Below are 20294 nucleotides of genomic sequence, written 5' to 3'. Positions count from 1 at the left end.
ATTCGAGCGGCAATCGGTCGCAGCGACAGGTACGCCAGCGTCGCGATCACAATCGGCACGAATAAACTGCTGGCGACAAACAACGTGCCACAAACCAGCGTCACGGCGATCACCCCGACCAACCCGAGCAACAAACTCTGATCGCTGAACTTCTCGCCAAAGAACGGAGCGGTCGCTTGGGTTACCGATGCAACGTGGTCCGACGCATTACGTATGGCAGGGCGATCAATCCGTCGCCGCTCCGATGCAACGGACGAATGGCTTGCGGCACTGTTTGGGTTGTCGTCCATTATTGATGCGTCTCCGAAAATCGGTCCGACTGCGTCGCGTTCGTAGTCGTCCTACGAATCACGCGTAAATAGATTCAGTTCGACAGCCCTTCCAGACGGTCAAATTTGTTCATCACGCCGCCTCCGAAAACGCCGTCGTACATCATCATCGGGTACTTAGGAGCCAGACGCTGAAGATTGGCTTAAAACGTGGGTGCCCGATCGGTCGTTTAACTAGCACGATGACCATCAATCAGCACCAGGGGCGGCGAATCGAGGGCGATGCAAACGACATACCGCTATGGCGCGCTATTTGCGTCGGTTTTGGTTTCGTTAACCAGAAACGAACGCGCACGGGGCCTCCGTACCATGAACTTCCTAAAACAAACGTTCTCTGAATTTTCAGAAGACAATTGCAGCACGCTCGCGGCAGCGTTGGCTTACTACACCGCTTTTGCCTTGCCACCACTGTTGTACCTGCTGATGACGGTGCTGACGTTTGGTATGTCCGTGATGTACGACAGCGAAAAAGCAGAACAAAAAGCTCAAGGCTTGCTGACCTCGCAGGCTGCACAGATGATGGGGAATCAAGCTGCGAGCGATCAGATCTCGACCATTATCGAGAATCATGAACAGTCCGGCGGCAAATGGTGGAAAACGCTGCTCAGCTTCGCTGGGATTGTCGTTGGGGCGACCGGGGTTGTCGCGGCGCTGCAAGCAGCACTGAATCAGGTATGGGAGGTAAAACCGGACCCCAAAAACACCGGCATCATGGACATGGTAATGAAACGCATCATGTCGTTTGGAATGATCTTGGGCCTTGGTTTCATCTTGCTCGTTTCGCTTGTGGTTTCATCGGTCCTCGCCGGGATCGGGGATCAAATCGGCGGCATGTTGGGGATGTCAGGGATCGTGGCATCGGTGATCAATTTCGCAGTCCAAGCCATCGTGGTTCTCGTGATCTTTGCCGCAATCTTCAAATTCATGCCTGACGCCGAAGTCAAATGGCGCGACGTACTGGTGGGCGCCGCGATAACGACAGCGTTGTTTTTGCTTGGCCGGTTTGTCATGCAAATCTATTTTTCGTATAGCGAACCCGGCGCACAATTAGGTGCCGCTGCCGCCTCTTTGGCCGTGTTACTGGTTTGGGTCTACTACAGCGCGATGATCGTGTTGTTTGGTGCCGAAGCAACCCAGGTCTATGCGATCCGTTACGGCGACGGCATTCGCCCCGAACCCAAAGCGGTACGCGTCGTCGAAAAAATCGAACGCCCCGGAGCCGCCGGCAACCAATAAGTTGCTTGCTACAAAGAGTCCCACTCCGGCGCCCACGCCAATCGGCGGCAGCATCTGCCGTCGTTCTGGCATGGGCCGTCGTTCTGGCATGGGCAGGTGCAGTGCCAAGAAGAAACGCCACTACGGCTCGAGGAAGTTTTCTTTTCGCTGACGATCCCGCTGGGTTGCGGAAACCACTTCTTGAAATGCTTCCTCAGGAAGCAAGCGATGTTCGATCGCGATCCGAGCCACTTCGATACTGTCGTGAACCAAATACATCGGCACTCCGGCTTCGCGGGCTGAACGAACGTGAACGTCAACTCGTTGGTCATGTTCACTCGTCCGCCCTGGATCGATGTCACGGATGAAGATTGCTCGGATACGCGTCCCAAACTCTCTGGCTGCCGCCGCATACAGGCGGGCGTCCTCTTGGCCGGAATCTCCGAACAGCACAAATGGAAGCGAGTCAAACTGCTGCATTAGACGACGGGCTTTAGTCAATTTGTGTTCGTGACCTTCTTTGATAAACTTGGTCTCGTCAAACCCCAAATCACGCAGCAGAATTGGGCCTTTGGGAATCGCATTTAGCTCGAGAAAGTCGTCAATCAGATCATACAGATTCCATGGCGAACTCGAGACGTAAAAGACCGGGTTCAACGGATCCCGTCGGATGTCTCCATTGTGTTGCAACATCTCGTATAATTTCGCGACTCCACATAGCGGAGCACGGGTGCGGGCATTCCCTAAAAAGGTGAGTTTTGCCATCGTGAGGATATCGATGGCGCCCGTATGCAGTATCGTATCATCAATGTCGCTGATGATGCCAAACTCTGCTTGGTCCGGCACATACATCACGTCGCACGTCGTGCTGCTTAATTGGCTTGGCGATTTTGGGTCATCGATCTGCATGATGGCGGGTGACCAGAATAATTGATCATCAGACTGCGTTTCACGCGGCAGCTCGAATCGAAAATAGCCTTCATCATCGCTATGGGTGCTCGCTACGGTCCCGCCCGCTGTTGCTCTGAGCTTGACATTGGGGACTTCATCGCTGGCGAATCGGCCAATCGCATTTGACAGGTTATGCCACCACCTGTCGCTTTCGAAATCAGGGTCGATCGGCGGATTGGTGAGCACACGGCCACTCAAATGAATCGCGTCGTGCGTTGCATAACCGATGTAGGGCTGGATCGCTGGTACGCCGATACGGCCGAGTCGTTTTCGCAGGCGGCGAATCCCTGCATCCATCACGTCATCGGCCGACGACGCCGTTTGGGTGAGCCACGATTTGAAAATCCGATTCCAAGATTCTGCCTCAACACGCTCCGAACTTTGCTGTTTCGCGTGATTCGCCATTAAATTTTCTCGCGTTGTCGTAGATTCGTCATGAAAACATTGCGATCACTCGCTGCATCGTTTGCGGTGACGCTTGCAAACAATGTTCCATGATTTTGCTCGACACAGACGCCGCATCGATCACGCGAATGCAACTGCACGCCTGGGCAATTTTTAACTGACGGGATGAAGCGTCCCCATCCAATGATCGATCATGGCAATGAGTTTGCTGCCATCAAGCGGTTTGGTGCTGTAGTCGGTACAGCCGGCATCGAGGCACTCTTGACGATCGCTCTTCATCGCGTTGGCGGTCAAAGCAATGATGGGCAATTGACAGCCGTGTTCGCGAAGATGTCGCGCCGCGTCGTAGCCGTCCATGACAGGCATCTGCATATCCATCACGATAACTTGGACCGGCGGTGGATCAGGCGACCTCAGCATTTCAATCGCTTCTTGACCATTGGTCGCGGTGACCACAGTTCCCCCCGCCTTTTCGATAAAGTGCTGAGCCAAAAATCGGATGTCGCGCCGATCATCGACGACCAACACCGTACCGTTCAAATTGACGTGGTGCATCGTCGACTCGTCATTGGCTGAAATGTCTAATCGCGGCTCGACCAACTTGACGCTTCCCCCGACGTGAATGGTCACACTGAACGTGCTGCCGTGACCAAAACGACTTTGCACCGTCACATCGCCTCCGAGCGCTTGCGCCAATCGTCGGCTGATCGCCAGCCCGAGTCCCGTACCGCCAAAACTGCGAGTCGAGGAATTGTCGGCTTGCTGAAAGGGCTGAAACAGTGTCGACAAGATTTCGGGTGAAATACCGATCCCAGTGTCGATGACATCGAATTGAATCCGTTCCTCTGCGCTAACATAGCGTACGACCAGCCGAATTTTGCCACGGTCCGTAAACTTGATGGCGTTGCCCAGCAGGTTCAATAAAATTTGCCTCAGCCGTACCGCATCGGTTTCGATCATCTCAGGGATCAGTCCTTCGAATTCGACCAACAGCGGCAGTTCCTTCTCCTTGGCTCGCACGTCCATCAAAGATCGAATGTCCGCGACGAGGGAATCGAGTTGAATTCGCTCTCGCTCAATTTCCAATTTGCCGGCGTCAATTTTGGACAGATCGAGGATGTCGTTGATGATCTCTAGCAGGTAGGCGCCGTTACGGCGAATCGTTTCGACGGCTTGAACGTTATCGGGATCTCGAAGGTGATCTTTCAGTATGTCGGCGTGTCCAAGAATCGCGGTCATGGGCGTGCGAATTTCGTGACTCATGTTAGCCAAAAATTCGCCTCGCGAGCGATTGGCAGCCTCCGCAACTCGACGTGCCCGTTTCAACGATTGCTCGAAATCTTTCTGTTCAGTGATGTCTTGCAATGTCCCGATCAATCGACGTGACTTATGTGAGGCTTCATCGTCGTCGAATAAAACGCGTCCGGAATCGACCACCCAACGTACTTCGCCATCAGGACGCACGATCCGAAATTGGATAGAGTGTCGCTCGGATGCTCCCGGTTGGATTGCCTTGTGGTAGAGACGCAAAAACCGGTCGCGATCTTTCACGTGGATGTGATTTAGTAATTTCGAACCGATAAGCGGCGTTCCCTCTTCGATACCAAAAATACGATACAGCTGGCTCGACCACACGCTCCGCTGCGTTTCGATGTTGTATTCGTAGGTACCAAAGCCCGTCGTCTCGGCAGCCATCAACAGCCGGCTTTCACTCTCTCGCAACTTCTGAAGCGTTTCACGCAGTTTTCGATTGGTGTCAGCGACCTGGTGAGCTCGTTGAAAGAACTCGGACTCCAGCGGATCACGAATCGGTGAGGTGTTTGCCGAACCTACATCACCGGCGACCGCATGAGGATCCACTTGATTTTTGCTGTCGTCACTTGCGTCGTCGTCTCGCTGCGCGGTGGACGTATCGCGAACGACCAGTACGCCGAAATCATGACGTTCGGCACCTGGCGTCGCTTTCGCGAAGGCTTTTTCGCGAACACTAACACATTGCACCTCACCGTTGTCGTGCACGACTCGGTACTCGGCCGCAAATTCTGAATCTCGAAACGATGCTTCGTCCCAAGCCAATTCAAGTTCTGCTCGATCCTCTGGATGAACGCGATCCCATAAGACACTTCGCGAAATCGCTTGTCCCATCGGGATATCGAACAGTTCAGCTGCTTTCAAATCTGCCACAATGGTATCGGATTGGTAGTCGATATCGAGAACCCCAACCTCAGCCAGTGACAACGCCAATCGTAACCGCTCATCGTCCAGTTTCGTTTGTTGCATTTCACGCCCAATGTGTTCGCGGGATGCTGGCCATTTCGCCCCCTCTCCCTGCATGAAGATCGATGTTTACCTTAACCAATCGGGTGTGGCCTCGACACCCTTGTCACGCCACCCCAAAAACTTGTTTTACGTTTGAACTGGATATCAGTAGAGAATCGCCAACTTAACAAAAACGGTTCGGATCCGCTGACCCACGTACAGCCCTACTAGGCCCAAGTTGAAAGCAAATCAATCAGGGTGGGCGGTCAACGACCATGACGATTCTAGCTACGGCATCATTGTAAAGTTTTCGTGTTAACGTGGGAACTCGAATCCTTCTGGTCGCCATCCTGGCACGTTGATTGCGTCCCCTGCCAAACTAGGAACCAACAGAGTCAACCAAACTCACCGAAAGATGCTTGAGCGTCATGATGGCTGTTCGCAATGAGGTGCCACGGAGATTGACTCGATTTATTCGCATTTACTTTCACGAAAGAGACGTTATGTCCAGCACGATCGAAACCATGCACGAGCGTTACGACGACCTGAGGAATAAGGTTGACGAATACACCGGCCGCGACGAGCCTGACGGCCGCAATCCGGGGATCGGTCGCACGGAATCCACAATCGCTTTGGCGGCCGCAATTGCGGGGACGTTCGTGGCACGTCATTTACTGGAGGCAGCTTGGAAATCGACGCTCGATCGTGATCCGCCCAAAAACCCCGCTTCCCGCGAAGTTGCATGGCGTGAGGCGTTGTTGTGGGGAGCCGCGTCGGGGGCAGTCGTCGGGATCGCCCGAATCGCATCGCGACGCGCCACCAGCGGTGCGTACCGTAATTGGAGGTCATAACGACGGTGTCAGGTCGACCTCCGGATAAGTTTGCCATTAGCAATTTCCAGTGGCTTGATCCGTTCGAGCCTCATCGATGGTGGCCCGGAGGATGGTTGCAAACGCTGTCGATTAAAACGCTACGTCCTGAGTTGGACGTCGATCGCTACGATGGCTGTGTTGCATTTGATGTCCCCGGCGACCAAACGCCTCCGGATGTGCTGAGCGGTTTCTACTTTCCTGTCGCCCAGGAGTCGACGAAACCAACCGTGATCCTTTTCCACGGAATGGGAGGCCATGCGCAAAGCGGATACATGCGATCGATGGCCGAGCGATTGCTTGCCGCTGGTTATGCAGTGGTGCTATGGAATAATCGCGGAGCGGGGAGTTCGGCGCGGAACTGCATCCGTTTTCATCATCCTGGCTACACCGATGATATCGCCTTGTTGGTCGATTTTCTGCACAAGCAACGGCCCGAGTGGACACGCAATGGTCTGGCGGCGGTCGCATTTTCGTTAGGCGCGAATGTATTGCTGCGGTATCTCGCCGAAACCGAAGGCGATGCCGCTTTTAGTGCGGCAAGCGTGGTGTCGGCGCCGCTAGACATGGAAACGACGTCGATGAATTTGCGGAACGGAATGAACCGAATTTTCGATCGCTATCTACTGAAAAAGCAACGCGAAGAATTGCTGCGTGAGGCAGCCGAGTTGACAAGCGATGAAAGACGGGCGATCGAAGCGGCGTCATCAGTCTGGGAGCTGGATGATCAATTCACGGCAAAGCACCTTGGCTATGACGGCGCCAAGGATTTTTACCGGAACAACTCCGCGATCTACGTGCTCGACAAAATCAAAACCCCCACGCTACTTTTTCACGCCGCGGACGATCCGGTGGTGGATGAGACTGTCTTTACCGATCGCGAGTGGACTACCAGCGGGCCTTTGTACCCAGCTTTAGCCGCATCGGGTGGCCATACGGGTTTCTTAGATCGCCAGGGGAAACGTTGGCACGAACGCGCGTCGGTTCGTTTCTTTGATGCGATGCTGTAAATCAGGAACAGCGTTTGCTTGGTTCGTGCCATTCGTGTCCGGCAACCATTGCCGTTTTCAACCGCTCGTTTCCGTCGTTTGGTTATCTCTCAACCCGCTCGCCCCTTTGGGATGCTTCGGAACGCAGCGGTACGGTTTGCCCAAACCATTCCCATTCTTCCTGCCGCAAATTTTGAAAGATCCCAGTCCATGGCAAAACAAAACCAATCCAATGGCAAGACCCAAGTTGGCCACGGAGGCGAACCGCATCAAACCGTTGCGGGTGACGGAGTTCGCTTGACCACGAATCAAGGGCTTGTCATCGCCGACGATCAAAACACGTTGACCGCCGGCGAACGTGGTCCGCAATTGCTCGAAGACCACATCATGCGTGAGAAAATCACGCACTTTGATCATGAACGGATCCCAGAACGTGTGGTCCATGCCCGAGGGTATGCAGCGCACGGTTACTTCCAATCCTATAAGTCGCATGCAGGATTGACCAAGGCGGGATTCCTGCAAGACCCATCCGTGCAAACCCCAGTATTCTGTCGTTTTTCGACGGTTGCAGGCCGCGCCGGGTCGTTTGACACTGCTCGCGACGTGCGTGGATTCTCGGTCAAGTTCTATACCGATCAAGGCAACTACGACTTGGTTGGCAACAACATTCCGGTGTTCTTTATCCAAGATGCAATCAAATTCCCCGACTTAATCCATAGCGTCAAACCCGCGCCCGATCGTGATTTCCCACAGGCTCAATCGGCACATGACACGTTTTGGGATTTTGTTTCGCTCAATTCCGAAGCGATGCATATGTTGATGTGGATCATGTCGGACCGTGCGATCCCGCGTTCCTTCCGCATGATGGAAGGTTTTGGCGTGCACACCTTCCGTATGATCAACAAAAAGGGCGAATCGAAATTTGTCAAATTTCACTGGCGTCCGAAACTCGGCACGTTCTCGTTGATTTGGGACGAAGCGGTCAAGATCGGAGGTGCCGATCCCGACTTTCATCGTCGTGATTTGTGGAGTGCGATCGAGGCCAAAGATTTTCCCGAATGGGAACTCTCCGTCCAAGCGTTCAGCGAAGAACAGGCTGCCGAATTTGACTTTGACGTGCTCGATCCCACCAAGTTGATTCCCGAAGAACTCGTTCCGTTGACGCCGCTAGGAAAGATGGTGCTTAATCGAAACGTCGACAATTTCTTTGCCGAAACGGAACAGGTCGCCTTCTGTCCGTCGCATGTGGTCCCTGGGATCGATTTCAGCAACGACCCGCTGCTGCAAGGCCGCTTGTTCTCGTACCTCGACACGCAGTTGTCGCGACTCGGAAGTCCAAATTTCCATCAAATTCCGGTGAACAAACCGAAGTGCCCGTTTGCCAATTTCCAGCGTGATGGACACATGCAAACCGAGATCCCGACGGGGCGAGTCGCAAACGAACCGAACTCACTCGACGATGGCCAACCGCGTGAAGATCCCAAGACTGGCTTTCATACGTTTGCGGCCGAAGAGTCGGGCCAGAAGCTACGCATCCGACCGGAAAGTTTCGCGGATTACTACACACAGGCTCGGTTGTTCTGGAAATCGATGACCGAACCCGAACAGCGGCACATCGTTGGCGGATTCGCCTTTGAACTCGGCAAATGTAATGAGATTAAAATTCGCACCCGCATGTTAGGACATCTAAAAAATGTCGACAAAAAACTTGCGGAACAGGTCGCATCCGCACTGGGCATGAAAGGCCAAGGAGATACGATCAAACCGCGTGTGAGCGTGGGTGATCCCGATCCCTCCAAACCGTTGTCGCAATACGCGGCGGCGCCAAAATCGTTGTCCGGCAAAAAGATCGGCTTACTGATTACCGCCGGAGTCGATGACAAATTGCTGACCGCGATTCGTGAAGCCGCTCATGCCGAAGGGGCAATGTTGTCGATCGTCGCGCCGCATGCGGGCGAGATCGAAACGAGCGGCGGAAAGAAAGTGATGCCCGAGCATTTCTTGGCTGGTGCGCCCTCGGTGCTGTTTGACTGTGTGATCGTTGCCCCCGCGTCAGCGGACGCCCTCGCTCAACAGGCTGACGCCGTCGATTGGATCCGCAACGCGTTCGCTCATCTGAAGGTGATCGGGTATACCGAGGCTGCCACGGGGCTGTTCGACAAAGCATCGGTTGCACTGGACGCCGACGATGGCATCGTCGACATTAGCGACGCGAAACTCGACAAATTTGTCGAGCAAGCGAAGCAGTATCGCGTCTGGGAACGCGAACCGAAAGTGCGGTAGATCAGCAGGTCACTAGAAGTGACGCGGGGGACAAATTGCAATAGCCACTTTGTCGCTAACTTCGTTCGCGACTGTGGCTAGCCCGGGTTAATTGGACGACTCAAATCGTCGTACATCGCCCCTTGGTGGTACTCGCCAATTCTGGCAAACCCAGTACGACGGCCTTTCTAGGCCGTCGTTCTTTCTCGATGAATCGTTCGGTTAGCCGGGCAATTGTTCCGCAGTTGTATTGGTGTGCGTTGCCGCGTCGCTACGACGGCAGTGCCACGATGCGTAGGTGTAGAATGCCGGATACGCCAGCGACACAAGCAGCAGGGCGGTAGAGGGACGAGGGTACTGCCAAAGTATCGCGATCATCGACAGCGTCCACAACGCAGCGCCACCCAGGATCCAAATCCGCCAACGCCTTGGTGCTAGATTGGGATATATCATCCACACTGGCAATACAGTCAAGGCAGCCAAACACCACATCGTGATCGCGGTCAACCATGGATGATAAAGCGTACTCAGTACGCCAGCGTACAGGGCGAACGCATTCCAGTAAGAAGGAAACCCACGAAAGAAACCTCGCTCTTCGTCCTTCGCATGCACATGAGCAAACCCAAGCAGACTGGCGGCCATTGCTAACATCACGGTCCAACCGGTACCCGACGGCAACCAATCCATTCGCCAAATCAGTAGCAACGGAATGAAGGCGAACGTCAGATAGTCAATCAAATCGTCGATCGTACGTCCGTCGATGTTAGGTGCAAAACGCTTGACGTGGAATCTTCGTGCCAACGGTCCGTCCACCGCGTCAATCAAAGTCGCCAACAACAACCACAAAAATACGACGCGTGGATCACACTGGGGAGATCCGATCTCGCGAACCGCCAAAGCGGCGGGAATGATGCCGGACGCCGTGAAGAAATGAACTCCATAGGCTGCAGCACGACGCCGGAAATCATGTTTGCGTTGCATAAGAGAAATTCAGTTCCTGCGTGACACGGCCGCTCGTGTGACCTAGTCGATCAAAGAAAAAAGAGCAGCGAACTGACCCTAATGAAACGCAGTGTTGAGAGTTGAATTGTTTCAACGCCGCGATCATCAAAGTCCGTCCGCTGCCCCCACCACTCTCGTACATCCTTGGATGGCGGTTTGTCGGAGGAGTCGTTCTACAAAACGACGATCAGAGCGTGGATGATACCGATGATCCAGAAACCAACGATGGTGAGTACCAAGTTGAGCCAGAACTGAGTCCCGAGTCCCGAATGCATAAACACGGCGAGAGGCGGCAGCAAAATCGCCAGGACAATCTTCAGTAGTTTTTTTTCGTTAACGGTGGTGGTGGCCATCGTTGTTCTCCAAGTTCGAGTAGTGTTTGAAAAGGATTGACACGCGGTGCTTGACGCAGTCAGCAGCGAAGGAACGCGAATGGTGTGCCACGCTTAGAGTTTGGACACATTAAAAACGCGGAACCAACCTTGCATGAGGGTGTGAACGGCGTAACACATCAGCCCAAAGCCAGTCACAGCCAGCAGGACTTTTCCGTAGGATTGCGAGGCAATAACGGCCAATGCGTCTGCCAGTCCCGTAACGTCCTCGCTGCTTGTTCCCTGAACGGCCGAACTGAGCAGAAAACCGCCAATCAAAATAAATGCAACTCCGCGCGTGGTCAGACCAACTCGTCCCGCGTAGAGGGCAATCGTCCGCAGTTTCTCTGTCATCTCGGCGAGGTTGTACTTTGTCATGAACTTCGCGTTGTAAGCTTTATAGCCAAACGCTAGCCCTGCACCGATGACGCCAGCACCAATCAGTCCCAACACGATCCGCCCCCAGAGTGAACCGAGCAGGAAGCCTTGTCCCGCATCGGATTGGCCCGAGCTCGTTGCGATCCCCAGAGCCAAGGACGCCGCGAAAAAACCGAGCAGAAGGTAACTAATCCCGCTGATCACATAACCAGTCCGTTTGGCGATCCCCTTGGCGTCGGTACCGTCGCCTTCGGTGTCTTTTCCTGCCTGCACCAAACGCCACGCGGTGTATCCGATTAAACCAATGGCAATCAAACCTAGCAGAACACGACCGAAGGGCTGTTGCCCAATTTCCCGGATCGCTCCTCGTGCACCCGAGATCTGGCCTCCCGCACCGATCGCCAGTTGAAAGGCAAGAAAGCCAACGACAAAATAGACAACGCCTTTGGCAATGTACCCGGCGCGGCCGAGCAATTCGACCCAATGGGGCACGCTGGGAAGTGACGCGGTTTTATAGCCTCGCCATGTAACGGAATTAGATGCCGGAGAGACACTGGTAGCTGAGGTAGCCATGTTTTGTTGCCGTAGGAGAAAAGGGAGTAAGGTATTTTGAAGATGGACACAACAGCCAGGATAATGCGCTATTGGCCACAATCACTTGCTGGCCCCTTTCAAGGCAATTGGCGTACCACTACGAACAATGATGGTTCTGTTTTCTGGGGAGTGTTGTCCTCACATTGCTGTGGACGATTCGTCCTGGCGGGCACGTTCGATCAATTCGTCCGCTTCTTCGCGGTCCTCGGAGGTATCGGTCATCGCAGGTTGCTGCTGTTTCTTTTCTGGTTCCAGCTGCAGCTGAATCAGAATCGGAAAATGGTCCGAACCGACTTCGGGAAGGCGACGGATTTCACGTAGGGTGAAGTGTCGTGAATGAAAAATATGGTCCAACGGAAACCGGAACCAAGCATGTTGAGCGTGAAACGTATTGAAGAAGCCACGTCCACGTCGGGGGTCCAATAGGTTGCTGATTTGCAGGAATAATCGCGTCGTTCGTGACCACGCGACATCGTTTAGATCGCCGCCGACGATCACCGGCATCATCTCCTCTCTCAATTCTTCGGCATGCAGCAACAATTCGGCATCACGAGGCACCGAGTCTTGATCGCGGACCGGTTCGGGAGGACGAGGATGAATGCCGACAACGCGAATTTGTTCGCCCGATTCGATTTGGATCTTTGCGTCAATCGATGGAATGTCACTCTGGACGAGATGTCGGATTTCGTGTGAGGTGATTTTGAATCGCGACGCCAAGACCATGCCATAGCAATTCTCTTGTGGACACATGATCCTATGAGGCAACATGTCTGATAACGTTTCGATCACGCTTGCCCATCGTTGATTGACCTCCAACGCAATAACGATATCGGGGGCGACGTCGCGGATCGTGCGTAGCCAAAGATCGTGTTTCTTGTTGTCCTGTAGCAAATTTGAAACGACCAATCGGATTGAACGATCATCGTTCACGTGCTCGGTCGGCAGTGATTGGCGACGAGCGAGTGCGGTGTAAGGGAAAATACGGATTCCGTGCCAAACCAACAAAAAGACGCAGGACGTCGCCATTACAACGTCCGTGGTTGTGCCAATGGTTCGCGTGAATCCCATGTTCACTGCGTAAATTGCGGTGATGACAAGGCTAAGCCCTACGATTTGCGTGCGAGGAAAATCCCAGCCGCGAACGAACCAATGAGAATTGGAAGTCAAGTTCAGCAGAGAACCGCCCACGAGTGCGGCCATCACGCTGATGCAAAGGGTGGTGATAATGGTACTGATCATAAGAAAGGCCTTTGGATGTCGCCGATCATCATTCGAGCGAATCCTGTACCGAGTGCGCCGGCCTACGATTCTGGACGGTTGTCGCGACGGGGGCAGCTCAATGCCATCTACTTTGGTAGCGGCACGGCGCGAGCGGTCCGGTTGAGGCGAGTGAAACGATCGGTTTAGACCGGGCGGCTTGCGCCGCAACAAACGCCACCCGTTTAGTGCAAAAGTAGATGGCATTGGGGGGTAGCCCCTAAAAAGCAGCCCCCAAAAGCAGTGCACGTGCCGACGAAATCATGACGGGAAACTCGATCAACGTGGATCGAGTTTTCAAAACCAACGCACTGCGGCCAACGCACTGTGATTTTTTTCGCGAATCAGCGATTTTGTTTGGCACACCAGTTGCGGAAACCGCTGGAATTCTAAGATGACCTCGCAAAAATCCCTTGTTCTGTACGACCAAGTCGGCGACCACGGCGCACCGTGGCGAGCTGCGAACGCGGATTAGTGGCCGAATCGGTCAATCGCAGCCTTCGCCGGCTTGGCGTTGAGCTAACGGGGCGGTGACGCGAGGATTTCATGAACTCGGGGTTTCTGTTTCCTCGGTAATTGCCAGCTAGATATACCGCCGTTGCGGCGATAAAATCCAAGACAACCGAGGCTTCTTCGATTGAGGAGCAAGGAAAAAAATTGAAGGGTCAAGTGAAGTCGCGTCATGAATGTCGAAGATGAGCGGTCCAACACAGCGATAACAGGTGATTCTAATTCGCTACCGAAAGTGTTAACGGGGATTCCCGGTTTCGATGAAGTAACTTCTGGCGGATTGCCGGCAGGCCGACCCACGTTGGTATGTGGCAGCGCGGGATGCGGTAAATCACTCTTCGGCATGGAGTTCCTCGTCCGCGGCGCCACCGAATTTGGCGACCCCGGCGTCTTTGTCTCGTTCGAAGAAACCGAGCAAGAATTGATTGCGAACGTTAGTTCGTTGGGCTTCAACCTGCCCGAGCTGATACAAAACAAAAAGCTGGCGATTGACTACGTACGGGTGGAGCGAAGTGAGATCGAAGAAAACGGTGAATACGATCTCGAAGGCTTATTCATTCGCCTCGGCTATGCCATCGATTCACTCGGCGCTAAACGCATTGTTTTGGACACGATTGAAACGCTTTTCAGCGGTCTTTCGAATCTCGCCATTGTACGCTCCGAATTGCGACGTCTTTTTCGATGGCTCAAAGAAAAAGGGGTGACCGCGGTCGTCACCGGTGAACGGGGCGATGGCCAATTGACACGTCAAGGGCTTGAGGAATATGTCTCGGATTGTGTCGTGATGCTTGACCACCGAATCAACGACCAAGTCTCCACTCGACGCTTGCGGATTGTCAAATACCGCGGCACGCCGCATGGTACTGATGAGTACCCATTCCTGATTGACGAGGATGGATTTGTGGTGATGCCGTTGTCATCGATCTCGCTGAATCACACCGTTTCGGCCGAACGGATTTCATCGGGCGTCGAAGCCGTCGATCAGATGCTTGGTGGCAAAGGTTTTTATCGTGGCAGCAGTGTTTTGGTTTCCGGAACCGCAGGCAGTGGGAAATCGTCGCTGGCAGCTCATCTGACCCACGCAGCTTGTCTTCGCGACGAACGGGTGCTGTATATTGCGATGGAGGAGTCGCCCGACCAAATCATCCGAAACATGCGTTCGATCGGCTTGGATTTGGCTCGCTTCGCTTCCAATGGTCTATTGCGACTACACGCAATCCGGGCGACGTCCAGTGGAATTGAACAGCATTTAGTGCACTTCTACAAATTGGTGCGACGTTTTCAGCCCAGCGTGGTGGTGGTCGATCCCATCAGCAGCATGGAACGCGGCGGTACTTTCTTTGACGCCAACTCGATGGTCACGCGTTTGATCGATTTCTTGAAAACGCAAGGTGCGACCGCGTTCCTTACTAATTTGACCAGCGGTGATGCGGCTCTTGAACAAACAAGTCTGGATATCTCGTCGCTCGTCGATACATGGCTGCTGTTGCGGGATGTCGAATCGGATTTTGAACGTCACCGAGTCCTGTACGTGTTAAAATCAAGGGGCATGGCTCATTCACGCCGACTGCGCCCCTTCCAAATCACGGACCATGGCATCGTGCTGTCGGACGTTACATCAAAAAGCGAATGATCTCGCTGGAAACGTTTTACAACATTGCTGCCGCAATTTCACATTTTTCTCAATCGAATCAGTAAATCTTGTTGCGAAACAGATCTACAATCTTCGCCAATCCTTTGGCCCCCCGCAGGATCGACCTATGGAATCGTTCGAATCACTCACGCAAAGTCTCGATCCAACCCCAGAAGAAGAGGTCGAGCATTGGGAGTTAAGACTCTACGTGGCGGGGAAAACCCAGAAGTCGATCACCGCATTTAACAATCTCAAGCGGATTTGCGAGGAACACCTGAAGGGCCGTTACAGTATTGAAGTCATCGATCTTGTCGAAAAGCCTCAGCTCGCAGCGGGGGATCACATCGTCGCCGTCCCGACGGTGGTACGAAAATTGCCAGAACCTCTCTGTCGTCTTGTCGGCGATTTGCGAAACACGGACAAAGCCTTAGTTGGGCTACAATTACGGCCTTTGCCGATGGTCGGCGATCATTGATACACGTTTGATGTGGGGAGTCATTAGTGGCATCAGAAGACACCGGGGGCCGGTGGCAAACGGAATTGGCATGACGCCAATTTGACTCGAGTCATTTGTAAAGTGAGCGAATGGACAACAGACTGAACGATCAGCGACCACCTGTGCCGGCTTGGGACGAAGGTGCAGATGCTGGCTCGCAACGTTTCATCCTGCGTTTGTACGTGACGGGGATGACACCACGGTCGCTTCGTGCGATTGCTCAGATGACATCAATTTGTTCTGAATACTTGCCTGATCGCCATGATCTTGAGATCATCGATATCTACCAACATCCCTCGATGGCGAGCCAAGATCAAATTATTGCATCACCGACACTGCTGAAAACGAGTCCGCCACCCGAAACACGATTGATTGGGGAACTATCGGATCGAACGAGAGTATTGAACTCGCTGGGCATTGCGGGATCGGACTAAGTTCAGATGGATAACGCCCCACTGCAAGCACAGATTGACGATCTTCGCCGACGCCTGCTAGAAGCCGAAAACACAATCGAGGCGATTCGCGGAGGCGAGGTGGATGCCTTCGTAGTCACCGAGGGAGGGACCCAGCGGATCTACACGCTCGAGGGGGCTGATCGTCCATACCGGTTGCTGGTTGAACAGATGCAGCAAGGGGCGGTCACCTTGACCGACCGCGGTGACATCGCCTATTGCAATCGCCGCTTCTCCGAATTGCTCGACTTTCCCCATCATCGTCTGATCGGAACATCGCTAGCCGATTTTGTCGTTCTTGACGAATCGCAAAGTTTTTCAGCGTTGTTAGAGACCGGTCGTACATCCTCGGCGCAAACCGAAGCTGAATTGGTCGCGTCCGACGGGACGCATATCCCGGTGATTTTGACGTTCAATGCCTTGGATCCTCAGAGCGGGGTGGCCATTGGAGTCTTGATCACCGATTTGACCAGCCAGCACTCGCACGAACGATTGCGGGAAGCCACCGAACAACTGCGGATCAACGAAGAACGCTATCGCACCCTATTCCAGTCAATCGACGAAGGCTTTTGCGTTCTGGAGATGGTCTACGACGATCAGGGCAATTGCTGCGATTATCGATTTCTCGAAGTCAACCCGGCGTTTGAGAAGCAGTCGGGGCTGATCAATGCGATTGGACGCACGATCCGGGAAATGGTCCCCGATATCGAAGAAAGCTGGATCCAAACTTATAACGAGGTCGCCACATCCGGGATCCCTAAACGATTTGTCAATGTCGCAGAAAAACTATCGCGTTGGTTCAATGTCTATGCATTTCGCTTAGGCGATTCAAATAGTCGGCGGGTTGCCTGTCTCTTTACCGACATCACGCAACAACGTGCATCCGAGATCCAATTAAAACATGCTCGCTCGCGACTGGAGTCCACCCTGCATGCCGCAGAGATTGGCACGTGGGAATTCGACTTGGTTTCGCAAACCGTCTCTGCCGACACGAACCTTGCTCGTATCTTTGGGTTCGACCCTAACGACAACACAGAGCGTCCATTGTCCACCTATCTAGCCATGATTCATCCGGATGATCGTGGCACGGTGAGTGATACGATTCGCACAACGATGGAAAGCGGGGATCGATTGGAGGTGAACTATCGGATCAGTGTCAACGACCGCCCCGTGCGGCACGTGGTAGCACGGGGGCGGGTCGAGCGGGATGAGGACGGCAATGCCGTTCGGATGCCCGGGGTGGTAATCGATGTCACCGGTCAGCGTTTGGCCGAAGAATCACTACGCGAAAGCGAGCGAAATTTACGTTCGATCGCCGAGAGTCTCGAAGAGGCCGATCGCCGAAAGGATCATTTCCTTGCAACCTTGGCGCACGAGTTACGAAACCCGCTCGCCCCCATCAAATCGGCTGCGCAAATGATGCAAGCCGCCGACGAAGATCCTGAACAACTACGAGAACTCAGTGCCTTGGTCGACCGACAAGCGGATCAAATGGTTCGCTTGATCGATGACCTATTGGACGTTTCGAGAATCAGTCGGGGTAAAATCAAACTTAAAACAGCCAACGTCGATTTGCGAGATGTCGTCGCCGTGGCACTTGAATCTGCAGCTCCCTTTATCGACGATTCGAAACAAACACTGCACGTGCAAACACCCGAGCAGTCCCTGTTCGTCAACGGCGACTCGGCTCGTTTGACACAAGTCATTGTGAATTTACTGAACAACGCCGCAAAATACACCCCTGCAGCAGGCGAGATCTGGTTGGGCGTTGAAAAAGTCGGCGACGAAGCTTGGATTAGCGTTCGTGACAATGGCATCGGTTTGGAAGCGTCGTCATTGCAAAAAATCTTTGAGATGTTCGAACAGGTGGATGTCTCGAAAGAACGGGGACAATCGGGGTTAGGGATTGGTTTATCACTGGCGAAAACCCTGGTGGATCTGCACCGCGGGTCGATCGTGGCTGAATCCCCGGGGATCAACAAGGGATGTCGCTTTATTGTCAAACTGCCGCTGTTGCTGGACTACGTCCCTTTGGATAATAACGACTCGAACCAATCGGTATGCGAAAACGGTGACTCTCAAAAATACCGCATCCTTGTCGTCGACGACGCACGCGGTATCCGTTACGTGTTGTCACGAATGTTAAAAAAGATGGGGCACTCGGTGGTCGAGGCGATCGACGGAGAAGAAGGCTATCGCAAAGCGATTGAGTATTCCCCCGACATTGTCTTTTCCGATATTTCGATGCCCAAGATGAACGGACATGAATTGGCACAAAAGATCCGCGAGACCGAGACGTTGCGAAACATTCGCTTGGTGGCATTGACCGGTTTTGGACAGGACGCGGATCGACAAAACGCGATCGAGTCAGGGTTCGATGAGCACATCGTTAAACCGGTCGATATCAAGGTGGTGCAGCGATTGCTTCGCTCGGATACCTAATTGGACTCGCGGCAATACGCATTGTAACCGGCCATCCGTGCCGTGATGAGGATCGCGTTTAGTGAGTGCGAGTCAACGAAAATGGTAGTGTGCCGTTCATTCTTTGAATGCTTGCCCGCGGTGGATTCGAACGCACGTGCTGCGAGGGTGGTGTTCCTTGGTTGCTTTGTTCGGTAGCACTGAAATGGGCTGAACATTGTGCACACGCGACCTCGCCTCCGAGGCACTCGATCGGGATCAACATTCCGCGGCCACAGACCGGGCAACGCTGAAAAAAACGAGACTGAATCATCTGTTTCTCCTGGAAAAGACTTTAGCAAGAGCTTGACAATCGAGCCTCGGCTTTTGAACGCACCGAGGGATCGAATCACCGCTCTGTTTTTCCGGCTCATGGAATAGATCCGCCTAGGTAAGCCGGTAAGTTGATATCATCAATTTCAGGGAAAATGTCACACGATACGAGGGCCAATTCAGCGAATATTGCGTGAAGATTAGAGAGGGCATTTGACCGGTACGTGCAATTGGCGGCGGAATCGCCATCGTTGCCGCACCCAGTGACATTGATTGCGAACTAAGACGTCGCAGTGGGTGGAGATTTCAGCGCGCGTTGGAAAGCAAAACGCTCTAGATGCTGGGGATGAGTCGTTTTCAATCCCTGCAGCGCCTCTTCTATTCGAGCCGGAGTACTGGTGACGATCACCAAGACCGATCCGTCCGCGATCATTTGTTCGTAATTTTTGGCCGAATGATGATGGATTCCCCAGTGCCGGGTCTCGCCAAGCAAACCGCCCACCGTAGCACCACCGACCAACGCCACCAGCGGACCAGTCACCACCACCGGAACCATCAGCGTGGCAATCGACAGCGGCAAAGCCACAGCACTGCTGAGCACCGCCCCTAAACCCATCGACGCGGCTACGTCTTTTGCGATTTTTGCCCCCCGCTCCCAATCCAGATTTTCGAGTGCTTCTTCGTGGCCTCGCCAAACCAACGATACCGCATCGGGTGCGAAATCGAACTTTTCGAGTACTTCCACCCCGACTTCCGCTTTGGAAAGTGAGTCATACACCGCAACTAAACATTCGGCATTCATGGTTGTCATCCTCGTACGGTCGCCCGTCAAATCGCCGGGTTTTTAAAGGTCAATTTTCTGTTCAGTGAAGGATTCGCTGTTCAATTCGAATTAAGCACGTTGGCAATATTCTTTCGGTCGGTTCGCCGTTTCGTTTTGGGCGCTAGCTAAGGTTCCCATCTTACACCACGCCTAACAGCCGAGCCGCTAAGGAGATTCCTTCCCATTCGTTCCTACCTAGCGGCTTAACGCATGAAGAAGACCGCGGCCGCCAACAGAAACAAAATCAAAATGATAAAGTAGGTCGCTGCCACGATTCCGAAAGCAAAGCTAGGCTGACGTCGATCCATCGTCATCTGCTCTTCTTTCCCCCGTTCGCTCGGCGGGACTCCTGTTTCATCATCGTCAGGAACGTTTTTTTTCGGTGTTTAGCATCGATTGCCCTTCGTTTACGACTCTGCTCATTTTACGCCCTTTGTTTGCGAAGCTTCCCCGATTCGAATCCGAGCCCGCGAATGACGCGGTTCCGAGTGATCCACACGCTGCACGGCGCGTGCCGAACGACATAGCGAGTGACATTGCCCATCAATGCACGGCCGAGAAAATTGCGAGGCGTTTCACCAACAATCAAAAGGTCGCTTTGACGGTTTTCCACGAATGTGACCAAACCTTCACTGACATGATCGCTCTCAATCAAGTGCGGTTTGGCTTGTGGAACCTTGACGTGCAATTGTTTCAGGGCCGACCGGTTGGCTGCAGAAGCCAGCTCTTTGGTTGAATTGGGATCTCGCTCGATTTGAAACGCAAC

16 protein-coding genes and 1 pseudogene are annotated in these 20294 nt (G+C 53.5%); 8 read left to right on the top strand and 9 right to left on the bottom strand.

The annotated features are described in order from the left end of the window. Positions 1 to 290, bottom strand: a pseudogene (locus RMSM_RS42190) (hypothetical protein); the annotation flags it as partial. 348 nt (positions 291 to 638) lie between these two features. Here RMSM_RS42190 and RMSM_RS33880 point away from each other — a divergent pair. Then, positions 639 to 1565 (top strand): YihY/virulence factor BrkB family protein, encoded by a 927-nt coding sequence (locus RMSM_RS33880; protein WP_008708383.1) that lies wholly within the window; start codon positions 639 to 641, stop codon positions 1563 to 1565. 120 nt (positions 1566 to 1685) lie between these two features. Here RMSM_RS33880 and RMSM_RS33875 read toward each other — a convergent pair whose 3' ends face one another. Both RMSM_RS33875 and RMSM_RS33870 read right to left on the bottom strand, forming a co-directional pair. Then, complete coding sequence (locus RMSM_RS33875; RefSeq protein ID WP_008708381.1) at positions 1686 to 2900, bottom strand: App1 family protein; 1215 nt, start codon at positions 2898 to 2900, stop codon at positions 1686 to 1688. A gap of 153 nt (positions 2901 to 3053) precedes the next feature. Next, positions 3054 to 5180 (bottom strand): PAS domain-containing hybrid sensor histidine kinase/response regulator, encoded by a 2127-nt coding sequence (locus RMSM_RS33870; RefSeq protein WP_008708379.1) that lies wholly within the window; start codon positions 5178 to 5180, stop codon positions 3054 to 3056. 482 nt (positions 5181 to 5662) lie between these two features. Here RMSM_RS33870 and RMSM_RS33865 point away from each other — a divergent pair, with 482 nt between their 5' ends. From RMSM_RS33865 to RMSM_RS33855, 3 genes are all read left to right on the top strand, one after another. Continuing rightward, positions 5663 to 6010, top strand: coding sequence for a DUF4235 domain-containing protein (locus RMSM_RS33865; RefSeq protein ID WP_008708378.1), 348 nt, complete (start codon positions 5663 to 5665; stop codon positions 6008 to 6010). Between the two features lie 5 nt (positions 6011 to 6015). Then, entirely contained in the window at positions 6016 to 7038 is a 1023-nt protein-coding gene (locus RMSM_RS33860) for a YheT family hydrolase (protein WP_008708377.1), read from the top strand. A gap of 189 nt (positions 7039 to 7227) precedes the next feature. After that, the gene (locus tag RMSM_RS33855; protein WP_040770953.1) at positions 7228 to 9300 is read left to right on the top strand and encodes a catalase; all 2073 of its coding nucleotides are present in this window, start codon (positions 7228 to 7230) and stop codon (positions 9298 to 9300) included. Between the two features lie 201 nt (positions 9301 to 9501). Here RMSM_RS33855 and RMSM_RS33850 read toward each other — a convergent pair whose 3' ends face one another. The 4 genes from RMSM_RS33850 to RMSM_RS33835 all read right to left on the bottom strand — a co-directional run bounded on the left by RMSM_RS33850 (position 9502) and on the right by RMSM_RS33835 (position 12863). Further along, a complete protein-coding gene (locus RMSM_RS33850) occupies positions 9502 to 10260 on the bottom strand; it encodes a CDP-alcohol phosphatidyltransferase family protein (protein WP_008708375.1) in 759 nt (252 codons plus the stop codon). Between the two features lie 194 nt (positions 10261 to 10454). Then, the gene (locus RMSM_RS33845; protein WP_008708373.1) at positions 10455 to 10634 is read right to left on the bottom strand and encodes a YqaE/Pmp3 family membrane protein; all 180 of its coding nucleotides are present in this window, start codon (positions 10632 to 10634) and stop codon (positions 10455 to 10457) included. Positions 10635 to 10727: 93 nt separating this feature from the next. After that, positions 10728 to 11603, bottom strand: a complete 876-nt coding sequence (locus RMSM_RS33840) for a DUF1206 domain-containing protein (RefSeq protein WP_040770947.1) — start codon at positions 11601 to 11603, stop codon at positions 10728 to 10730. Between the two features lie 159 nt (positions 11604 to 11762). After that, positions 11763 to 12863, bottom strand: coding sequence for an endonuclease/exonuclease/phosphatase family protein (locus RMSM_RS33835; protein ID WP_008708371.1), 1101 nt, complete (start codon positions 12861 to 12863; stop codon positions 11763 to 11765). A gap of 700 nt (positions 12864 to 13563) precedes the next feature. Between RMSM_RS33835 and kaiC the strand changes: the two genes are divergently transcribed. The 4 genes from kaiC to RMSM_RS33810 all read left to right on the top strand — a co-directional run bounded on the left by kaiC (position 13564) and on the right by RMSM_RS33810 (position 18414). Further along, the gene (gene kaiC / locus RMSM_RS33825; RefSeq protein ID WP_052031929.1) at positions 13564 to 15024 is read left to right on the top strand and encodes a circadian clock protein KaiC; all 1461 of its coding nucleotides are present in this window, start codon (positions 13564 to 13566) and stop codon (positions 15022 to 15024) included. Between the two features lie 127 nt (positions 15025 to 15151). Next, positions 15152 to 15499, top strand: coding sequence for a circadian clock KaiB family protein (locus RMSM_RS33820; RefSeq protein WP_008708367.1), 348 nt, complete (start codon positions 15152 to 15154; stop codon positions 15497 to 15499). A 110-nt stretch (positions 15500 to 15609) separates the two neighbouring features. Then, complete coding sequence (locus RMSM_RS33815; RefSeq protein ID WP_144058152.1) at positions 15610 to 15954, top strand: circadian clock KaiB family protein; 345 nt, start codon at positions 15610 to 15612, stop codon at positions 15952 to 15954. A gap of 6 nt (positions 15955 to 15960) precedes the next feature. Next, complete coding sequence (locus RMSM_RS33810) at positions 15961 to 18414, top strand: hybrid sensor histidine kinase/response regulator (RefSeq protein WP_008708365.1); 2454 nt, start codon at positions 15961 to 15963, stop codon at positions 18412 to 18414. Between the two features lie 571 nt (positions 18415 to 18985). On the opposite strand, the gene RMSM_RS33800 is transcribed toward RMSM_RS33810, so the two are convergent. After that, positions 18986 to 19507, bottom strand: coding sequence for a DUF1269 domain-containing protein (locus tag RMSM_RS33800; protein ID WP_008708364.1), 522 nt, complete (start codon positions 19505 to 19507; stop codon positions 18986 to 18988). 445 nt (positions 19508 to 19952) lie between these two features. Beyond that, a partial coding sequence (locus tag RMSM_RS33795; protein ID WP_040770941.1) for a universal stress protein occupies positions 19953 to 20294 on the bottom strand: 342 nt, incomplete at its 5' end.

Source organism: Rhodopirellula maiorica SM1, from assembly GCF_000346295.1.
GTDB classification, from domain to species: Bacteria; Planctomycetota; Planctomycetia; order Pirellulales; family Pirellulaceae; genus Novipirellula; species Novipirellula maiorica.
The sequence above is the reverse complement of the archived record's forward strand: the minus strand, read 5'-3'. Positions and strand labels throughout refer to the sequence as shown.

Bases quoted from the DNA above. Each gene is read 5' to 3' on its own strand.
- RMSM_RS33815 (WP_144058152.1), top strand. From the start codon at position 15,610: ATGGACAACAGACTGAACGATCAGCGACCACCTGTGCCGGCTTGGGAC.
- RMSM_RS33880 (WP_008708383.1), top strand. From the start codon at position 639: ATGAACTTCCTAAAACAAACGTTCTCTGAATTTTCAGAAGACAATTGC.
- RMSM_RS33800 (WP_008708364.1), bottom strand. From the start codon at position 19,507: ATGAATGCCGAATGTTTAGTTGCGGTGTATGACTCACTTTCCAAAGCG.
- RMSM_RS33840 (WP_040770947.1), bottom strand. From the start codon at position 11,603: ATGGCTACCTCAGCTACCAGTGTCTCTCCGGCATCTAATTCCGTTACA.
- RMSM_RS33810 (WP_008708365.1), top strand. From the start codon at position 15,961: ATGGATAACGCCCCACTGCAAGCACAGATTGACGATCTTCGCCGACGC.
- RMSM_RS33845 (WP_008708373.1), bottom strand. From the start codon at position 10,634: ATGGCCACCACCACCGTTAACGAAAAAAAACTACTGAAGATTGTCCTG.
- RMSM_RS33865 (WP_008708378.1), top strand. From the start codon at position 5,663: ATGTCCAGCACGATCGAAACCATGCACGAGCGTTACGACGACCTGAGG.
- RMSM_RS33835 (WP_008708371.1), bottom strand. From the start codon at position 12,863: ATGATCAGTACCATTATCACCACCCTTTGCATCAGCGTGATGGCCGCA.
- RMSM_RS33855 (WP_040770953.1), top strand. From the start codon at position 7,228: ATGGCAAAACAAAACCAATCCAATGGCAAGACCCAAGTTGGCCACGGA.
- RMSM_RS33875 (WP_008708381.1), bottom strand. From the start codon at position 2,900: ATGGCGAATCACGCGAAACAGCAAAGTTCGGAGCGTGTTGAGGCAGAA.
- kaiC (WP_052031929.1), top strand. From the start codon at position 13,564: ATGAATGTCGAAGATGAGCGGTCCAACACAGCGATAACAGGTGATTCT.
- RMSM_RS33870 (WP_008708379.1), bottom strand. From the start codon at position 5,180: ATGCAACAAACGAAACTGGACGATGAGCGGTTACGATTGGCGTTGTCA.
- RMSM_RS33850 (WP_008708375.1), bottom strand. From the start codon at position 10,260: ATGCAACGCAAACATGATTTCCGGCGTCGTGCTGCAGCCTATGGAGTT.
- RMSM_RS33820 (WP_008708367.1), top strand. From the start codon at position 15,152: ATGGAATCGTTCGAATCACTCACGCAAAGTCTCGATCCAACCCCAGAA.